Genomic DNA, 18,231 nt, shown 5'->3' with positions numbered 1-18,231 from the left:
TAACCAGAGCCTGATCAGATATGCGCAAATTAGTTGTAGGAATAACGATTGCTTCTTTAATGGGATGTTCGATGGGTCACCACGATCCGGTTGAAGTGAAGCAAGCTCTCAATGAATCTATCAATCAAGCGAATAGCCGCGCGTTGGAGGAAATTCCTTCTTCGGTAGAAGCGGATCTTATGCCTAACTTAGACTCCAATGTTTCTTCTGATAACGGAACGTCAAAGCGTTTTCGTATCCAAGCCAATGCAGTAGAGGCGAGAAGTTTCTTTGCTTCATTGGTAAAAGGGACAGAATACAGCGTCGCGATTCATCCAGCGGTTCAAGGTAATATCACGGTCAACCTTTCTGACGTGACATTAGATGAAGTGCTTAGCGTTGTACAAAACATGTACGGTTACGATGTCATGAAATCGGGCAAAGTAATCCAAGTTTATCCGGCAGGTATGCGTACGGTGACGATTCCAGTCGACTACCTACAGTTTAAACGCTCAGGTCGCTCACTGACGAGCATAGTCACGGGTTCCGTTACTTCAGCTGGAACGTCCAATTCTGGTGGTAGTTCAGACAGCTCAGACTCTTCAGATTCCAACAACAGCAATAACGGCAACGATAGCTCGACGACATCAACAGGCGGAACGCGCATTGAAACCATCACCGAAAGTGATTTTTGGCCAATGTTGCAACAAGCGGTGGCGAACTTAATTGGTTCGGGTAAAGGCCAAAGTGTGGTAGTTACGCCACAAGCTGGTGTGATCACCGTGCGAGCTTTCCCTGATGATATTCGTGAAGTGCGTGAGTTTTTGGGTGTGTCTCAAGAACGAATGCAGCGCCAGGTGATCCTTGAAGCGAAAATCTTAGAAGTCACGCTCAGCGATGGTTACCAGCAAGGTATTAACTGGTCGAACTTATCGGCGTCAATTGGTAACTCAGGAAGTATCATTGTTAATCGCCCTGCTTCTGCTCTGCCTCCATTAGATGCGATTGGTACGCTTCTTGGCGGTCAAACCAACGTTACGATCTCTGATGGTAACTTCGAGGCTGTATTAAACTTTATGTCGACGCAAGGCGACCTAAATGTGCTCTCAAGTCCACGTATTACGGCGGCGAACAACCAAAAATCAGTGATCAAAGTTGGTACCGATCAGTACTTCGTGACTGAGCTTTCCAGTAATGCGGGTAATGGTGAAAACTCTAATGCGGTCCCTGAAGTCGAACTGACGCCATTCTTCTCGGGCATTTCACTTGATGTGACGCCACAAATCGACAACAAGGGCAACGTGTTCCTGCACGTCCACCCTGCAGTTATTGAAGTAACGGAAGAGGTAAAACAGCTAAACCTTGGCGGTCAATTCCAAAACATTCAATTGCCATTGGCAAAAAGCTCGATTCGCGAATCAGATTCGGTCATTCGTGCGAAAGATGGCGATGTAGTGGTTATCGGTGGCTTGATGAAGCAACAAAATGTCGAGCAAGTGTCAAAAGTCCCATTCCTTGGCGACGTGCCAGCTCTGGGTCACTTGTTCCGCAACACTTCGAATGTGACGCAAAAAACCGAGCTAGTTATTCTGCTTAAACCGACCGTTGTTGGCGTGAACTCTTGGCAAAAAGAGCTAGAGCGCTCGCGTGATTTGCTGCAAGAGTGGTTCCCTGATGCGCAATAAGCGCAGAAGAAACGTTAGCTTTTCAAAGAGTTTGTGATTCGTTATGTACTTGTCGCATTTTGGATTTCGAGTTCAACCTTTCTCACTGACCCCAAATACGGAAATGTTTTTGGGGTTAGTGCCTCACTATGAGGCGATTCAAACCATCTTAGCCGCCGTGCAGATGGGTGAAGGGGTGATTAAGGTGACAGGTGAAGTTGGTACGGGCAAAACCATGGTTTGTCGCAAGCTGATTGAACAGATCGAATCGCAAGTGGAATTGGTCTATCTACCCAATCCTGTGCTCAACGGAGAGCAATTGCAGTTTGCCGTGGCAAGAGAGCTAGGTATTGATAATGACGATCCATTGCGCATTGTTTCTTTAATTCAAGAACACTTGATTCGTGTGCATTCAACCGGGAAGAAAACCGTTCTGATTGTCGATGAAGCTCAAGCTCTTTCTCCTGAGGCTTTAGAAACACTGCGCTTGTTCGGCAATTTAGAAACCGAGCAAGACAAATTAATTCAGTTGGTACTTTTCGGTCAGCCTGAATTGGATGAACGCTTGTCCATGCACGAATTACGACAGTTTCGTCAACGCATTACGTTCAGTTGTGGGTTGCGTCCGTTATCTGTCGATGAAGGGGTTGCGTACATCAATAATCGCTTAGACAAAGCGGGCAATGGGTCGCACATTTTCTCCATTGAACAGAAAAAAGCGATTTGGCGTTCTGCCATGGGCATACCAAGGTTAATCAACCAAATTAGCCATAAAGCTCTGTTAGCTGCGTTTAACGACCGTTGTACCTTACTGAAAAATCATCACGTTTATGCGGCTATGCACGATACGTTTGATGCCCGTAAACCTAAGTTTAAAACACCCGTATTTTGGGGATGGAGTCAACCTTGAGTGCCATCAATAAAGCATTATCTGAACTTGCTGAAAAAACATCACCGAGTGAACTTACTCGTGCTGAGATTCCGAATGTCTCACGCAGTAAACCTTGGCTGTGGCTGGTTGCCGGTTTTTCATTAAGTCTTGCCGTCGGCGGTTGGGCTGTGTCCCAAGGCCCAGCACCTTCAGATGAGATCACATCGTTCCAGCCAAGCGCAACGCAACCTTTAGACACCACTAATTCTGACCGTCTGGCATCTTCTCCTACGAATAAGATGACACCAGAAACCAGCAACGTGGTTTATTCTAAACCTGTAGAAAAACCACAAGCTGTTGCAGCATTACCAACGCCTCAACCTAGTGAGGGCGTATTTGGTTCACGTGCGGATGCGGATATGAGTTCAGACGCTCCGATGCTGATCGCACAAGTAGCGAATGCACCGAGCAATACGACCACCAATTTGGTTGAAGAGAGTTCAATGCGCATTGAGCAAGTTGAACTTTCACACCGTCAGTTATCGTTGAAAGCGATCAGTCGAGCAGAAAAAGCCATTGATGCGAACGATATGGAAACGGCGCTTTCTGCTTATACCGAAGCATTGCGTTATGAGCCAAGCAATATCGAAACGCGTCAAAAACTGGCGGCGCTTTATTTCGGTAAAGGGGATAGCAGAAAGTCTTACGAAATCCTGCAAGAAGGCATCAACCTTGATAAGGATAACCAACCGCTAAGACTCGCGTTGTCGAAGCTATTGGTTAAAGCCAATCAGCCTTCTGCGGCACTGAGCCCACTGGTTCACTTGCCTCCAATGCCGAGTCGAGATTACTTGGCAATGCGCGCAGCCCTTGCGCAGAAACAAAAACAAAACGACATCGCATTAGAAAGCTACCAGCTACTGACTCAACGCGAGCCAGACAATGCCCGCTGGTGGCTTGGTTTGGCGATTCAGCAAGAGCGAGCGCTCACTTTTACTGCTGCGATTAACTCTTACAACGAAGCGTTGGGTAAAGTAGGGATCTCGAATCAGTCGCAAGCTTTCATTCGCGATCGATTAACCATCTTAAAGCAACTGGAGAGCGCACAATGAAAATTCAGTTGAGAAAACGCTTAGGTGACCTACTTGTTGAAGAAGGCATCGTATCGGAAGATCAAATCCAGCAAGCTCTATCCGCTCAGCGCAGTACCGGACAAAAATTAGGTGATGCCCTGATTGACCTCGGGTTTATTACCGAAAAGCAAATGCTGGAGTTCTTGTCTCAGCAACTAGGATTACCGTTGATCGATCTTGGACGCGCTCCAGTGGATGCGGATGCGGTGCAAATACTGCCAGAAGTGCATGCTCGTCGTTTACGTGCAATGGTGGTGGCTCGTAATGGTGACACTCTACGTGTTGCGATGAGTGATCCGGCGGATCTGTTTACCCAAGAGTCTTTAATGAACTTGCTCGGTGAGTACAACCTTGAGTTCATCATAGCCTCTGAGCGTCAGTTGATCAGCAGTTTCGACCGTTACTACCGCCGTACTAAAGAGATCGCGTCCTTTGCTGAGCAGTTACAAGCCGAGCACCAAGACGTACAAAGCTTTGACTATGGCATCGATGAAGCCGACAGTGAAGAAGTCACCGTTGTAAAACTGGTTAATTCGATGTTTGAAGACGCGGTGCAAGTTGGTGCATCGGATATCCATATCGAACCAGACGATAAAGTCCTGCGTTTACGCCAGCGTGTCGATGGTGTGCTGCATGAAACCATTCTGAACGAAGTGAACATCGCTTCTGCATTGGTATTACGCCTTAAATTGATGGCTCACTTGGATATTTCTGAGAAGCGTCTGCCACAAGATGGTCGCTTCAACATCAAAGTTCGTGGTCAATCGATTGATATTCGTATGTCGACGTTACCGACTCAGTACGGTGAATCGGTCGTAATGCGTCTGCTTAACCAGTCGTCAGGCTTACGTCCATTAGAAGAATCGGGTTTACCGCCTGAGCTACTGGCGCGCTTGCGTCGTCAGTTATCTCGTCCTCATGGCATGATTTTGGTAACCGGCCCTACGGGGTCGGGTAAAACCACGACACTTTACGGCGCGTTGAGTGAGCTCAATGAACCGGGTAAAAAGATCATCACCGCAGAAGATCCGGTGGAATACCGTTTACCACGTATCACGCAAGTACAGATCAACAGCAAGATCGACTTAACGTTTTCACGCGTGCTACGCACCTTCTTACGCCAAGACCCAGACATCATTTTGATTGGTGAGATGCGTGATCAAGAGACGGTAGAGATTGGCTTACGAGCAGCATTAACTGGTCACTTAGTATTGAGTACGTTGCATACCAACGATGCGGTCGACAGCGCACTGCGTATGATCGACATGGGGGCGCCAGGCTATCTCGTTGCCAGTGCCGTGCGTGCCGTTGTAGCTCAGCGATTGGTTCGCCGTGTTTGTCCAGATTGTAAAACTCAAGATCATCTCGATGAGTCGCGTCAACAATGGTTAGCGGGGCGTTTTCCAAATCAAGTTGGGGTGACTTTCCACAAAGGAGCAGGTTGTCAAAACTGTAACTTGACGGGATATCGAGGTCGAATCGGTGTGTTTGAAATGCTTGAGCTGGAACATGAGATGATGGACAAGCTGCGTGCGAATGATGCGGTTGGCTTTGCACAAGCGGCTCGACGTTCAGAAAACTACAAACCGCTTCTTGCCTCAGCAATGGAGCTTGCGCTGCAAGGTGCTGTGAGCCTGGATGAAGTGATGACCCTCGGCGAGGGTGACGCTTCGGGTAAAACTGATCCCATTTTCATGTAGGTAAGTGAATGCCAACTTTTCGTTATCAAGGCCGCACATTAGACGGCTCATCAACCAGTGGCAAAATCGATGCGGTGAATTCAGAAGCTGCAGCGGAAGCGTTGATGAATAAAGGGATCATCCCGCTCAATCTGCGCTTAGAGAAAGAAGGCGTAAAGAAGCACGTTAGTTTGTCTAAATTGTTGGTTCCTGCCATTCCACTGGAAGTGATTATTCTGTTTTCTCGTCAGTTGTTCAGCTTAACTAAAGCTGGTGTGCCTTTGCTGCGCTCAATGCGCGGCTTACTGCAAAACTGTGAAAACAAACAGCTTAAAGAAGCGCTAGAAGATGTGGTTTCTGAGTTGAGTAATGGTCGTGGCTTGTCGTCTGCGATGCAGCCGCACAACAAAGTGTTTAGTCCGTTATTCGTTTCCATGATCAACGTGGGTGAGAATACCGGTCGACTCGATGAGGCATTGCTGCAGCTAGCAAACTATTATGAGCAAGAGCTAGAAACACGTAAACGCATTAAAGCCGCGATGCGCTATCCGACGTTCGTTATCGTATTTATTACCATCGCCATGTTCATTCTGAACATTCTGGTTATCCCAGAGTTTGCATCGATGTTTACTCGTTTTGGGGTTGAGTTGCCACTTCCAACTCGGATTTTGATTGCGACGTCCAACTTCTTTGTTCACTACTGGGGATTGCTCATTGCCGCTATGGTCGGTGCATTCTTTGTGTTCAAAGCTTGGGTTGCGACAGCAGATGGACGGGAGAAGTTTGATAAATTTCGCCTCCGCTTACCAATCGTCGGTGATATCGTAAATCGCGCTCAATTGTCGCGCTTTGCTCGAACATTCTCGTTGATGTTGAAATCAGGTGTGCCGCTCAACCAATCTTTGGCACTTGCTGGTGAAGCATTGGGTAACCGCTTTTTAGAAAATCGAATTTTAGAGATGAAAGCAGCCATCGAAGCGGGTAGCACCATTTCTGTTACTGCCATCAACAGCAATATTTTTACGCCATTAGTTATTCAAATGATTGCAGTTGGTGAAGAAACGGGTCGTATTGATGAACTTTTGCTCGAAGTCTCAGATTTTTATGATCGAGAAGTGGATTATGACCTTAAAACACTGACGGCAAGAATAGAACCATTACTTTTGGTCATTGTCGCTGGGATGGTGATGGTACTTGCATTGGGTATTTTCTTACCAATGTGGGGGATGCTGGACATCATCAAAGGTGGCTAATGCGTGGTTGAGAATCAAAGCCGAGCAACGCTCATTATGTTTGGCTTAGTTGCGGTCATCATCGTGGTTGGAATGGCGATTAAATTGCAGCCAGTCACTGAAGAAGCACAAGCGACAGGTGCAAAACTCGCAAAGGTTTGGATGCTAGACAGTGTTCAGCGTTATCACCAAGCGTGGTTAGTACAAGGTGAGCCCAATCAAATGGAAATGGATGGTTTTCAACTCACCATGACTGAAGGGGGATTGGTGTCGCCATTCACACAACAAGGCGTACTCGATTGCGGATATTGGCTAGCTGTTCATTACCCGCAACGTAAGATTATGGCTAGTGAGTTATTAGATATTAGCGGAACAATCAAAAGTAATCGTTATATCTGCAACTATACTTACGAAAGTGGCCAAACAATTGTAGTTATGTCTACCGTTAATCGACTGATAATAGACGTCGAAATGTCGGCGGAGTGAATTTTTTGACACTTAAGTACTATAAATGGGAATGAAAGTCGGTATAATGCAAACATTACCATAAGCAAAAGGTTGTAATAAAAAGTAAACCAAACATGGGATATCTTTTTTGCACGGCTTTAACTTAATAATGGCGAATCGTCATTCTGCTCAAGCGGTAGAAAAAGGGCTCAATGAATAAACCTTGGTTTATTGTTGAGATGCCACACCGTTTTGACATTATCCAAAATGGTCGCATGACCGATAAACTTTGCAGTCACTCTGCATGCTTACATAGAGAGAGTAAACAATGAAAAGACAAGGTGGTTTCACCCTTATCGAATTGGTAGTGGTAATTGTAATCCTAGGTATTCTAGCGGTAACTGCAGCACCACGTTTCCTTAACCTACAAGATGATGCTCGTAACTCAGCTCTTCAAGGCCTTAAAGGTGCTTTAGATGGCGCAGCAGGTATTGTGTATGGCAAGGCTGCAATTGATGGTTTGGAATCGGTTTCTCAAGGGCAGTCAATTACTGAGAATGGTCGAACTATCAATCTAGTAAATGGTTATCCAGAGGCGTCTGGGAATGGCATTATGAATGCCGTAACAGGATTGGATACAGATTGGAATGTCATTACATCAGGTAGCAACGCTATTACATTTGGTTACGAAGGAAACAATGATGCTTCTAACTGTTCTGTTCAATACTCGATGCTACCAACTGCACAAGAACCAACAATTACAGTTAATGATTGTGGCAATTAATTAAATTCAAAGGCCAGCTAGTCTGGCCTTTATCTCTTTATTTTGATTAATCTCGGAATAGTACATATGCGTAAATCATCAGGTCTTAGTGCAATAGAGTTTGTGGTTGTGCTGATTATCTTAGGTGTGATCGGTTATGTGGTATTACCAAGATTTATCAGCTTCGAGCCAGAAACTTATGAAGCAAAGTGGGAGCAAACCAAGCAAACCGCTGAGCACGTTTCTGAGACGCTAAGCAACAAAGAAACTTACGATCGAATTGAAGAAGAAATTGGCCGTTCAAAAGGGCAAAATAACTAGATATTGGTTATTTGTTCATCTGTTCACACTTCGAATCGAAAAATTATAAATCTATCATTATTCTCATAATTTCATCGTATACTTATCTCGCTTGTTCTAAGCCTAAGGTTGGGTTATGAAAATTCGCAGCTCTACATTAGGATTTACTTTAATGGAGTTAATCCTAGTGGTTGTCCTCCTCTCTATCCTTTCACTTTTTGCAGCCAGCCGTTTTATGGGCTCTAGCAGTTTCTCAGCATATACATTACAAGAACGAGTGATTTCTGTGATTCGCCAAGTGCAGGTGAATCGTATGCAGTCAAATGTTGAGAAACCTGATGACAACTTTCGTTTGCAAGTTTCTAGCTCATGTGTTGGTTCGGTTGCTGCCTGCGCACTAATAGGTAGTGCACAAGATGCCCGTAGTGACGTGGTTATCGATAAGTCCGCAAAGTTTTCCGTTATCAGCGGTGCCGCAAATACAATTAATTTTAACCTTCTCGGCAATCCTGTAAGTGGGGCTGTAAACATCTTAATTGAAGATAAACATGGTCGAAGCCGCTGCCAAGTTGAAATTAATTCTCAAGGTTATGTTTCTAAAGGTACATGCTCATGAATAAATCTAGTGGCATGACTTTAATAGAAATGATCATCGCGATTGTTTTAATGGGTATTGCGATGGTGGCGTTTACTTCTTTCCTCGTCCCTCAAATTCGAGATTCCGCCATACCCCATTATCAAACTCGTGCCGCTGCATTAGGCCAAGGTTTTATGTCACAGATTCTTTCACGAGGCTTTGACCAGTGGAGTGACTTTGATGGTGGTACTGTTCGATGTGGTGAGCCTAAAGACAACCCTCATCCCGATAATCCTTTGAATTTATGTTCTTCGACTTTAGGTGTGGATACTGACTACGGAGAGGATGCATCAAATCCGATTTCTTTCAACGATGTCGATGACTATATCGGGTGTTGGAGCACATCTACAACGGCTTCTCAGTGTGATGGTATCCCTAGAGGGAATATTAGTGATGTACTTGGTGCGGACAGTACTGAGCAGTACAAAAACTTTAGATTAGAAGTTAGCGTTGCATATGATGATCTGACGGATAAAGCTCCCGATGAAATAACCGAATACAAAAAAGTAACATTACGGATTTTTGCGGGGAACACGCAGCCCCTTACTTTAACAGCCATTAAGGGGAACTACTGATGAAAGATCGTGGTTTCACCTTAATGGAAATGATAGTTACGATTGTGGTCGGTAGCTTCATCATGTTGGGGATAGCTGGCTATGTCCAGTTAGGAGTGAAAGGATACGCTGATACTATCGATCGCCAACGGATACAAACGCAGGCTCAGTTTGTTTTAGAAAAGATGACGCGTGAAATCCGCCATGCTGTACCTAATAGTTTTCATGTTCCAAAGGATGCTTCCCATTGCTTAGAGTTTGTTCCGATTGAGTATTCTGGTTTTTACACGTTTAAGAATAATGACTTAGAGTTTTTGCTAGGTAATGACTCAACGCTTAATCCTATTCCTGCGAATCGCAGGATGGTGATCAATCCAAGCCGATATGAAGATTTACAATCAACTTCTTCGCAAAATATAGCCATTGGTGGTTTAGCTAAAACAGGTAAGGTTTTTGTTGTTACAGGGGCGGCAAGTACGATTACGGGCTCCTCTGTTTCTAGCCGTCTTTATATTTATCAAGATAAGTCGGAGGTTCGCTACTGTTTCGATGCCAAGCAAGTTACGCGAAATGGTATTACGGTTGCGGATAGTGTCGATACGTCCGTAAGTGGTATGCGTTATCTAGAGCCTACTCTGCAACGAGGTGGTTTAGTTCATATAAATCTAGAGTTTGAGCAGGATGGTGAACGTAGTGTGTATCAACAAGATGTGCAGGTGCTCAATGTCCCATAGAAGAAACTCCAGCGGAAATGTACTAATCATCGTGTTATTCGTCATTATTGTAATGGGATATTTGGCTTCCTCTTTAATGAAAGTGACATGGTCGAATCAAAGCGGATTAACAAGAGAGTTTTTGGGAACAAAAGCTTGGTTTGTTGCTCAGTCTGCAAATGAGTGGGCACTGACCAAGATGTATCCGTTAAATGCCAGTACAACAGATATCGCGGCCGTATGCAGTGGGGAGGTCAGCGGTGCCGTTCCGCAAGTAGCTGTGGGAAGTGGGTGCAAGGTTAATGCGATGGCATGTACAAATATAGGTACTTTCAATGAGGGTACCCTTGATGCTGAATCTCTGTTTAGGGTGCAGGCCACGGCAACGTGTGGTTCTGGGGTTATACAGGTACAGCGTCAGCAAGAGGTTTGGGTAAAGGATTAGAATAATGAAAAAGACCATACTATTTTTAATTTCGCTATCACTGTCTGCCTTTTCATACGCGGATACCTGGCAAGATACGGAGTCTTGTTCGGTTCAGCTAAAAGATTCGTTTGCGTTCGAAGCTGAATATCAAGCTAATCAACAGAATGGCGTGATCTATTTAAGAAAACAAGGTGGCGGAAATGGCCGTGGAAATGGCAATGTGATTTTGCATCCGCTTTGGTCGGCAGATGATCAGGTTTCGGGTATTTTTGGCGAATATGATTTAAATGACGGCCAGATTTATACCCTGCGCATTGAGTACCACAATGTAAGAAAGTACGGTAATCTCTATTCTGCCGACTTGGATTATTTCCTTTATCACAATGGTGTACAGGTTAAGGCGGCCAGTGCAGAGAACCACTATTTCACCAACATGTCAGATCGGGCCGATGTTTTCTTTGATAACGGACGTGGGCTTTCTGGTTTAGATTGTAATCCTGGCCCGAGACCGACGCCTAACCAGACTCCCAGCTTTGCGGTGCCGGATAATGTGTGTCAGCTCTTCCCTGAACCTGTCCAAGGCTGGCAGCAGGAAGAAAGCAAACTGATTGTGACTAATTCAACTGTCAGGGCGTTGGGCTGGTCTGACGAATATCTGGCGGACAGCCGCAACTTCTACACCTACAAACAGAACTGGGACAGCGGCAGCGAGTGGCGCAACCTGCGCGTGGGCTTTGATAGCGGTGAGCAGGCCTCACAGTTGTACAAGGACAAAACCCCTTATATCTGTAATAACGAGTTTGGCTGTTTCCCGAAAGATGGTTTGGCGGGAGATGGCAGTTTGGCGGGTGGTGATGGCCTGACAGAGCGACGCAAAGCGGAAAAACCGAGTGCTCTGAACGCAACCTTTAACGCCACTAAACAACAGGCTATTCGTACGAATCCAAGTGCAAAAAAATACTATGGCAAGGTTTGTGGTAATGGTTCAGATGTTTGTAGTTACCAAGAATTCGGCGATCGCGTTGTCATCAGCTTGAAGCGCGACCTTAAACGACTAAAGATTATTGAAAGTGCAAACAGTCAAAAGGTTGAACTGAAGATCGCTGGTGAACGCAAAATAGAAGAGTTGGTTTACGAGTCTAAGTCCAATCTCTCACTATATTTGGCCGATAACACCAACCTGACAGTGAAAACTTTCAAAAATATAGGCGCCAAGCCGAAGCTGATTTTTGGTAGCAACGTTACCTGGAATGTGGTGGGTACGAATCAGACGCCCAGCTCGTATACCGGCAACAATGCTGATTTTAAACTCGAAGATGCCTATTTTGATTACCGTACCACACAAAGTGATTTGGTATTGCCGGTGATCTATGGGCCACAGGCGAGTGTGCATTTCAAAACCGCCGCGTCACAACAGTTTAAAGGCTTTATTCTTGCCAAGAGCCTGGTGCTGGATACCGGCGAACAAATTGACGGTGCGGTCACCAGCCGCTGGTTAGATATGCAAGGTTTGACCCAAGTTGCCAAACCGGACTATCCGCAGCCGTGCTGGACGCCGCAGCAGCCTAAGCAGTGTAAGCCATTACCACCCGAAAACTTCGATAACGGCAGCCTAGCCAACTGGTCAGTGATGGGGTTTAAAAGCAGTACCCATCCGCAGGCGACTGGTAAGCGCTTTAGGCTGAATGAAAATATACGGAATCAGGCTACCGCGTCGGCCTACAACTATGTGTTCCCATCGGCACAAAACTATTTACAGGTTGAGTTTGACCATTACGCTCATAGTGGTACAGGTGGCGATGGTATTGCCCTAGTGCTGTCGGATGCCAAGGTGCCGCCGCAAACTGGTGCGTTTGGTGGCCCGCTGGGCTACGGGATGAAGCGAAAGATTAACCATCCCGAGGAGCATCTCAGTGAAGATGTTGAAGGTTTTGCTGGTGGGTGGCTGGGGGTTGGTTTCGACGAGTTTGGTAACTATTATCGCACCGGTGGAGAAACTATTCTGCAAGATCCAACCCTTAAACCGAATGTGGTAGGAATACGAGGAGAGGCGGCTCTGGACGCGAATGGTAAATGGCTCAATGGCTATGAATTTATTAAAGGCTATGGGCTTAAAAAAAATGAGCAGCCAGCCGAAGATATTGATGACCGCAACGGAGGTCTACATCGCTACAGAATAATTCTCAACTCACGTACGGCGGGTAAATACTATCTCTCGGTGGAAAGAAAAATTGGTTCACAACAATGGAAGACACTAATCGAGAAGTTTGATGTCTACCAGCAAGGTAACTTTAATACGGTACCTGAGAACTTCCGCCTGTCGGTCACCGCATCAACCGGCTGGGCTACCAATACCCACGAGATTGATAATTTCCAAGTCTGTGCGGACAAGTTCTCGCGATTAACGGATGGTATTCATCACTTCGAGTTTGACTACTCTGGCTCGGGCAGTACGTGTCAGGCTTCTCAAGTGGAGCTACGTGCGTGCATGAATACGGATTGTAGCAAGCGTTATCCGCGTGACGTATACAATAACGGAGTGCTTAAGCCGCTTAATGTGACGCTGACGCCTCCGGTTGGACATGCCATTGCCAACTGGGTCGGTGGTACACAGGTCACGCTTGAAAACCAGAAGGAATTAGCGCTGCAGGCTTCGGAGTCCGGTACTATTACCATGGGCGTGGCCAGCAGCTCGGTACCGCAGTTTGGTTTTGAAGGCGCACGCTGTCGTATTAATGGTGGCCCGCTCTCGGCAGAGAACTGTGATGTGACCTTTGTTAAGAATGTTTTGGCGGTCAACGTGGCTGATGTGGTGGCTAACCAGCAGAGTCAAGGCGAAAACCACTTATCATTCTGTTCCTCGAAGGCAGATGCAGATGGCGAGTCGCGTAACGTTAAGATGTCGATGGAATATGAAGTCGCGCCAGTTGATAAAACCCAGTCGGTTTCAATCTGGTACAAGAGAAAGGTCGGCAACAACCCGGCTGAGTGGACCAGCGAGCCAACGTTACTTAAGACCAAAAGTACCGTGTTGAATAATGTGTACTTTGACTCGCAGGGCAAGGCGTACTTTAAAATTAAATACCCGGAAGCCGGCAGAGTGAAGCTCAATGCGAGTGTGAATGGAGTGAGTGATTCCGCCGGTTTTGCTAGCTTTGTCAGCTTCCCTAAATATCTGGAGTTAACGGCAACCAAAGCGGATAAAAACGGAGCCTGCACCAAACCCGATGAGGGCTGTAGCAACAGTTTTATTGCTGCCGGTGAAGAGTTTGATATGACCATTACCGCTTATCAAGATGGTGGCTCTGTAGCGAAAAACTACCAAGAAGAGACTATTGTAATCAGTAACAGCGTTAAGTATCCGTCCAATGGGGCGCTAGCCAAGCTTCTGAATGAAGAACTACCAGAATCAAGTCAATGGTCTAGTGGCCGTGTGACGTTTGATCAATCTGTGTCTGACGTGGGAGCTTTTGAGTTTAAGGCGATGGCACCTATCGCAACGGACGCAAACGGCAATGATTTAGGTAAGTCTCTGTATCTTGGTAGCAGCGCGTTTAAAATCCAAGATGGTAATTTGACGGTTGGTCGATTCTATCCCGGACAATTTAGCGTTTACGAAAATAAAGATGCTGATATGTCCACTCTTTGGGCATACCCCAATGAACAAAGTTTTACGTATATGGGGCAGCCTTTTGGACTAAAACAATTCTATATTGAAGCGTTGTCAAAAGGGGGCGGAGCCCTGCGTAATTATGCTTATTTCAAAAATTACTTCGCGAAGTTTAACTTGTATGAAAACAACTTTGACAATGTTGGTAGGTTTATTTCTCAGAGTGATTACTCCGGTAGTTGGTTGAATAATGCCAACGATGCGCATGTATCAGGACACAGTGTAGGTAAATTTAGCGCAAATGATCTTGTATGGAATAAAGTGGTGTCTAAACCCGATGGTCCTTTGAACTACTTAGAGAAATCATCGGATACCTCAATTTCTATTGCTCAATCCTCATCCTCAGTAGACAAAACTGGTGTGACTATTGGTACAAAAGAACTTAATGTCCAACCAGACATTCGCTTTGGTCGCATTGCTCTTGATGATGTAGGTGGAAATCAGGGTACAACGCTACATATCCCGCTAAGAGTCGAATATTGGAATGATGGGCGTTTTATTGTTAATCAAGATGACAGCCAGACAAAAGTTATGGGAGTGATGGAAAAGGATTCCTTGCGTCACATTTGGCCAACAGGTGCTAGTGCTGCTCCGAAAGCAGTCACGTTAGGAGGTGGTGGGACTGTTTCCTCAGGTTCTTCTCGCTCAATTACTGCAACTCAAGCTGAACCATACCGTCAGCAAACGCGCGTTTGGTTAGATCTTGATGATTCAACCAATGGTTTACCTTGGCTCAAGTACGACTGGGTAAAAGAACTTGCCGGAAAAAAAACTGTCGAAGAAAATCCATCCTCCGTTGTCACATTTGGTATTCACCGTGGTAATGATCGCGTTATTTATCGTGGCGAGCCGGGATTAACCGGACAGTAACAACTTCGGTTTCTTGCGTTAAGTAAGGAAACTGCAAGAAATTGAGGCTTTCTGCTCATGTTTGTGTACCAATGCCTTGCTGTGACAGCGAGGCATTGGTACATTTAGGACAATTTTTGTCTTCTAAATTTTTGCAGGATGAGCGAAGAGTATGTTTAAGAAACTTCGTGGCATGTTTTCTAACGATCTATCTATCGATTTGGGTACTGCCAACACTCTAATTTACGTAAAGGGACAAGGTATTGTCCTTGATGAACCTTCTGTAGTTGCTATTCGTCAAGATCGTGTAGGTTCTGCAAAAAGCGTTGCTGCAGTCGGTCATGCAGCAAAACAAATGCTGGGTCGTACACCTGGTAACATTTCAGCTATCCGTCCAATGAAAGACGGCGTAATCGCTGACTTCTACGTAACCGAAAAAATGCTTCAGCACTTCATCAAGCAAGTGCACGATAACAGCATTCTTAAGCCAAGCCCTCGCGTACTAGTTTGTGTTCCTTGTGGTTCTACTCAAGTTGAGCGCCGTGCGATTCGTGAATCAGCATTGGGTGCGGGCGCACGTGAAGTTTACCTAATTGACGAGCCAATGGCGGCGGCGATTGGTGCTGGTCTGCGTGTTTCTGAGCCAACAGGTTCGATGGTGGTCGATATCGGTGGTGGTACTACTGAAGTTGCCGTTATCTCTCTAAATGGTGTGGTTTACTCGTCTTCTGTACGTATCGGTGGTGACCGCTTTGATGAAGCCGTTATCAACTACGTGCGTCGTAACTACGGCAGTTTGATTGGTGAAGCTACGGCAGAAAAGATCAAGCACGAAATCGGTTCTGCTTACCCAGGTGATGAAGTTCAAGAGATTGAAGTTCGCGGCCGTAACCTTGCAGAAGGTGTGCCACGCAGCTTTAGCTTGAACTCAAACGAGATCCTAGAAGCTCTACAAGAGCCGCTATCAGGCATCGTTTCTGCAGTCATGGTTGCGCTAGAGCAGTGTCCACCAGAGCTAGCTTCAGACATCTCTGAAAACGGCATGGTGCTAACCGGTGGTGGCGCACTACTGAAAGATCTTGATCGCCTACTTATGGAAGAAACGGGTATTCCGGTAGTTATCGCTGAAGATCCACTAACGTGTGTGGCACGTGGTGGCGGTAAAGCACTAGAAATGATCGACATGCACGGTGGCGATCTATTCTCTGAAGAATAAAAATGTAGGTGAAGCTCATAACGGGCTTCACCTTCTTTTCTGCTCTCTCTGTAATTCAAACATGCTCCATATCTGAACGCGTTTCAGGTTGCCAAGTAAGGCTCAATAATCATGGAAGCAATCAGGTTAAAAACAAGATGAAACCGATTTTTGGCAGAGGCCCGTCTCTGCAATTACGTCTGTTTTTTGCTGTCATCGTGTCGGCGAGCTTGATGCTGGCTGATAGTCGTCTAGATACGTTTTCCAACGTTCGCTACCTACTCAACAGTATGGTTGCGCCAATTCAGTACGCAGCGAATATGCCTCGCAGTATGTTTGATGGTGTATTCGAACGTTTTAATACTCGTCAGGCATTAGTAGAAGGCAATCGCAACTTAAAGCGCGAAGTGCTTCGTCTAAAAAGCGAATTGATCTTGCTCGATCAATATAAAGAAGAGAACCAACGCTTGCGTAAGTTGCTTGGCTCGTCTTTTGTTCGTGATGAGAAGAAGGTCGTGACCGAAGTAATGGCGGTGGATACTTCACCTTATCGTCATCAAGTGGTGATTGATAAAGGCCAAATTGACGGTGTGTACGTTGGTCAGCCCGTTATTAACGAAAAAGGTATTGTCGGTCAGGTTACGTTTGTTGCGGCGCACAATGCGCGCGTATTGCTACTGACAGATGCAAAAAATGCCATTCCAGTTCAAGTCATTCGTAATGATATTCGAGTGATTGCATCAGGTAATGGTGAAATGGATGAAATCCAACTGGAACACATTCCAACCAGTACAGATATTCAAGTTGGTGATTTACTTGTGACATCCGGTCTGGGAGGCATTTACCCTGAAGGCTACCCTGTGGCGACGGTCACGAATGTTGATCACGATACTCGTCAAGAGTTTGCATCGATCAAAGCCGAACCTGTGGTGGAGTTTGATCGTCTACGATACTTGCTGTTGATCTGGCCAAACGAAGATCGTCAGCACAAAGTATTGCAATCCAATGCGAATGACGGGTTAGAGCAAGAACAAGAGGTAACTAATGGCCAGTAATGTATTGCGTAGCAGAATGGTGATTGGTGTTAGTTTCTTCGTTGCGCTAGTACTGCAAACCATTCCTTGGCCAGGTGTATTGGACCTACTTCGTCCTTCATGGCTATTTTTGGTGACGTGTTATTGGGTGCTGGCATTGCCGCATCGAGTAAACGTCGGCACGGCGTTAGTGTTGGGCTTATTGTGGGACATTCTCATTGGTTCAACGCTAGGAATTCGGGGCATGATGATGTCCATTGTCATCTACTTGGTGGCACTGAATTTCTTGCTAATTCGTAACATGGCATTGTGGCAACAGTCGATTTTAATTGCCTTTTTTACTGCGTTATTGGAAGTTTTGATATTCTGTGGGGAATATTTGAACCAGGACGTAGTATTTAATCCATTATCTCTGTGGACGGCGGCAATAAACTGTATACTTTGGCCATGGATGTTTTTATTAATGCGACGAGTTCGTCGCGCTTGGCACGTAAGGTAATGCGGTGAAAAAGAGCCTATCTCTCGTTCTCGCTTCGGGTTCTCCGAGAAGAAAAGAGCTGCTTGCTCAACTAGGCTATGACTTTGATATCGTATTACCGGACATCGAAGAAGCCAAACAGGCTGATGAGCAAGCACAAGATTACGTGCTGCGTCTTTCTTTGGAAAAAGCTCAGGCAGGCTTAGCGTTGGCTAAGCCTGATTCCGTTGTATTGGGCTCAGACACGGTCGTAGTATGCGATGACCGTGTGTTAGAGAAACCAAAAAGTTTTGAAGATTCAAAGCGTATGCTTACTGACTTATCCGGTCGTCGTCATCAAGTGATGACAGCGGTGAGCGTCGTATCATCGGAACAACAACACTCGGTGGTCGTCACCACTGACGTATGGTTCAAGCCACTGACTCACGAAGAAATCGAACAATATTGGCAGTCAGGAGAGCCATGCGATAAAGCTGGAAGTTATGGTATTCAGGGACTCGGAGGGCGATTTGTCACCCGAATCGAAGGCAGTTATCACGCTGTAGTAGGCTTACCTTTGTTCGAAACCGATCAGCTAATTCAAGAATTTTTATAATTGTTTTGAGG

General features: G+C 45.7%; 17 protein-coding genes. All 17 read left to right on the top strand.

The window, feature by feature from the left end; genetic code table 11:
• Nucleotides 1-20 precede the first annotated feature (20 nt).
• Nucleotides 21-1,664 carry a pilus (MSHA type) biogenesis protein MshL gene (gene mshL / locus DYB02_RS16630; RefSeq protein ID WP_029804050.1) on the top strand — a complete coding sequence of 548 codons (1,644 nt, stop codon included), beginning with the start codon at nucleotides 21-23 and terminating at the stop codon, nucleotides 1,662-1,664.
• 43 nt (nucleotides 1,665-1,707) lie between these two features.
• Nucleotides 1,708-2,553 (top strand): ExeA family protein, encoded by an 846-nt coding sequence (locus tag DYB02_RS16625; RefSeq protein WP_005497278.1) that lies wholly within the window; start codon nucleotides 1,708-1,710, stop codon nucleotides 2,551-2,553.
• Nucleotides 2,550-3,626 carry a tetratricopeptide repeat protein gene (locus DYB02_RS16620; protein ID WP_029804048.1) on the top strand — a complete coding sequence of 359 codons (1,077 nt, stop codon included), beginning with the start codon at nucleotides 2,550-2,552 and terminating at the stop codon, nucleotides 3,624-3,626. The genes DYB02_RS16625 and DYB02_RS16620 overlap by 4 nt, the downstream gene beginning before the upstream one ends.
• Nucleotides 3,623-5,347 carry an MSHA fimbrial ATPase MshE gene (gene mshE / locus DYB02_RS16615; protein WP_005456306.1) on the top strand — a complete coding sequence of 575 codons (1,725 nt, stop codon included), beginning with the start codon at nucleotides 3,623-3,625 and terminating at the stop codon, nucleotides 5,345-5,347. The genes DYB02_RS16620 and mshE overlap by 4 nt, the downstream gene beginning before the upstream one ends.
• An 8-nt stretch (nucleotides 5,348-5,355) precedes the next feature.
• Nucleotides 5,356-6,579, top strand: coding sequence for a type II secretion system F family protein (locus tag DYB02_RS16610; RefSeq protein ID WP_029804046.1), 1,224 nt, complete (start codon nucleotides 5,356-5,358; stop codon nucleotides 6,577-6,579).
• 3 nt (nucleotides 6,580-6,582) lie between these two features.
• Complete coding sequence (locus DYB02_RS16605; RefSeq protein ID WP_029804044.1) at nucleotides 6,583-7,044, top strand: hypothetical protein; 462 nt, start codon at nucleotides 6,583-6,585, stop codon at nucleotides 7,042-7,044.
• Nucleotides 7,045-7,333: 289 nt separating this feature from the next.
• On the top strand, nucleotides 7,334-7,789 hold the full coding sequence (locus tag DYB02_RS16600; RefSeq protein ID WP_021822980.1) for a type II secretion system protein: 456 nt from the start codon (nucleotides 7,334-7,336) through the stop codon (nucleotides 7,787-7,789).
• 66 nt (nucleotides 7,790-7,855) lie between these two features.
• Entirely contained in the window at nucleotides 7,856-8,089 is a 234-nt protein-coding gene (locus tag DYB02_RS16595) for a type II secretion system protein (protein ID WP_005388453.1), read from the top strand.
• Nucleotides 8,090-8,204: 115 nt separating this feature from the next.
• Nucleotides 8,205-8,684: a type II secretion system protein gene (locus tag DYB02_RS16590; protein ID WP_029804042.1), complete on the top strand. Its 480-nt coding sequence runs from the start codon at nucleotides 8,205-8,207 to the stop codon at nucleotides 8,682-8,684.
• Nucleotides 8,681-9,280, top strand: coding sequence for a type II secretion system protein (locus DYB02_RS16585; protein ID WP_029804041.1), 600 nt, complete (start codon nucleotides 8,681-8,683; stop codon nucleotides 9,278-9,280). Before DYB02_RS16590 ends, DYB02_RS16585 begins: the two co-directional genes overlap by 4 nt.
• Nucleotides 9,280-9,993: a PilW family protein gene (locus DYB02_RS16580; RefSeq protein WP_025621693.1), complete on the top strand. Its 714-nt coding sequence runs from the start codon at nucleotides 9,280-9,282 to the stop codon at nucleotides 9,991-9,993. The genes DYB02_RS16585 and DYB02_RS16580 overlap by 1 nt, the downstream gene beginning before the upstream one ends.
• A complete protein-coding gene (locus DYB02_RS16575; RefSeq protein ID WP_025625468.1) occupies nucleotides 9,983-10,417 on the top strand; it encodes a hypothetical protein in 435 nt (144 codons plus the stop codon). Before DYB02_RS16580 ends, DYB02_RS16575 begins: the two co-directional genes overlap by 11 nt.
• Before the next feature lie 4 nt (nucleotides 10,418-10,421).
• Nucleotides 10,422-14,939, top strand: a complete 4,518-nt coding sequence (locus DYB02_RS16570; RefSeq protein ID WP_029804039.1) for a DUF8613 domain-containing protein — start codon at nucleotides 10,422-10,424, stop codon at nucleotides 14,937-14,939.
• 151 nt (nucleotides 14,940-15,090) lie between these two features.
• Complete coding sequence (locus tag DYB02_RS16565) at nucleotides 15,091-16,134, top strand: rod shape-determining protein (RefSeq protein ID WP_005381144.1); 1,044 nt, start codon at nucleotides 15,091-15,093, stop codon at nucleotides 16,132-16,134.
• Between the two features lie 137 nt (nucleotides 16,135-16,271).
• The gene (gene mreC / locus DYB02_RS16560; protein ID WP_005461822.1) at nucleotides 16,272-17,168 is read left to right on the top strand and encodes a rod shape-determining protein MreC; all 897 of its coding nucleotides are present in this window, start codon (nucleotides 16,272-16,274) and stop codon (nucleotides 17,166-17,168) included.
• Nucleotides 17,158-17,646, top strand: a complete 489-nt coding sequence (mreD, locus tag DYB02_RS16555) for a rod shape-determining protein MreD (protein ID WP_005461823.1) — start codon at nucleotides 17,158-17,160, stop codon at nucleotides 17,644-17,646. Before mreC ends, mreD begins: the two co-directional genes overlap by 11 nt.
• 4 nt (nucleotides 17,647-17,650) lie before the next feature.
• Entirely contained in the window at nucleotides 17,651-18,220 is a 570-nt protein-coding gene (locus DYB02_RS16550; RefSeq protein ID WP_005461824.1) for a Maf family protein, read from the top strand.
• Nucleotides 18,221-18,231: the final 11 nt, after the last annotated feature.

It is taken from the genome of Vibrio parahaemolyticus (assembly GCF_900460535.1).
Classification (GTDB): domain Bacteria; phylum Pseudomonadota; class Gammaproteobacteria; order Enterobacterales; family Vibrionaceae; genus Vibrio; species Vibrio parahaemolyticus.
The sequence above is the reverse complement of the archived record's forward strand: the minus strand, read 5'-3'. Positions and strand labels throughout refer to the sequence as shown.

What these genes read in the sequence shown, in the direction of transcription:
- mshL (WP_029804050.1), top strand. Translation starts at nt 21, where the DNA reads ATGCGCAAATTAGTTGTAGGAATAACGATTGCTTCTTTAATGGGATGT.
- DYB02_RS16625 (WP_005497278.1), top strand. Translation starts at nt 1,708, where the DNA reads ATGTACTTGTCGCATTTTGGATTTCGAGTTCAACCTTTCTCACTGACC.
- mshE (WP_005456306.1), top strand. Translation starts at nt 3,623, where the DNA reads ATGAAAATTCAGTTGAGAAAACGCTTAGGTGACCTACTTGTTGAAGAA.
- DYB02_RS16610 (WP_029804046.1), top strand. Translation starts at nt 5,356, where the DNA reads ATGCCAACTTTTCGTTATCAAGGCCGCACATTAGACGGCTCATCAACC.
- DYB02_RS16600 (WP_021822980.1), top strand. Translation starts at nt 7,334, where the DNA reads ATGAAAAGACAAGGTGGTTTCACCCTTATCGAATTGGTAGTGGTAATT.
- DYB02_RS16595 (WP_005388453.1), top strand. Translation starts at nt 7,856, where the DNA reads ATGCGTAAATCATCAGGTCTTAGTGCAATAGAGTTTGTGGTTGTGCTG.
- DYB02_RS16590 (WP_029804042.1), top strand. Translation starts at nt 8,205, where the DNA reads ATGAAAATTCGCAGCTCTACATTAGGATTTACTTTAATGGAGTTAATC.
- DYB02_RS16585 (WP_029804041.1), top strand. Translation starts at nt 8,681, where the DNA reads ATGAATAAATCTAGTGGCATGACTTTAATAGAAATGATCATCGCGATT.
- DYB02_RS16580 (WP_025621693.1), top strand. Translation starts at nt 9,280, where the DNA reads ATGAAAGATCGTGGTTTCACCTTAATGGAAATGATAGTTACGATTGTG.
- DYB02_RS16575 (WP_025625468.1), top strand. Translation starts at nt 9,983, where the DNA reads ATGTCCCATAGAAGAAACTCCAGCGGAAATGTACTAATCATCGTGTTA.
- DYB02_RS16570 (WP_029804039.1), top strand. Translation starts at nt 10,422, where the DNA reads ATGAAAAAGACCATACTATTTTTAATTTCGCTATCACTGTCTGCCTTT.
- DYB02_RS16565 (WP_005381144.1), top strand. Translation starts at nt 15,091, where the DNA reads ATGTTTAAGAAACTTCGTGGCATGTTTTCTAACGATCTATCTATCGAT.
- mreC (WP_005461822.1), top strand. Translation starts at nt 16,272, where the DNA reads ATGAAACCGATTTTTGGCAGAGGCCCGTCTCTGCAATTACGTCTGTTT.
- mreD (WP_005461823.1), top strand. Translation starts at nt 17,158, where the DNA reads ATGGCCAGTAATGTATTGCGTAGCAGAATGGTGATTGGTGTTAGTTTC.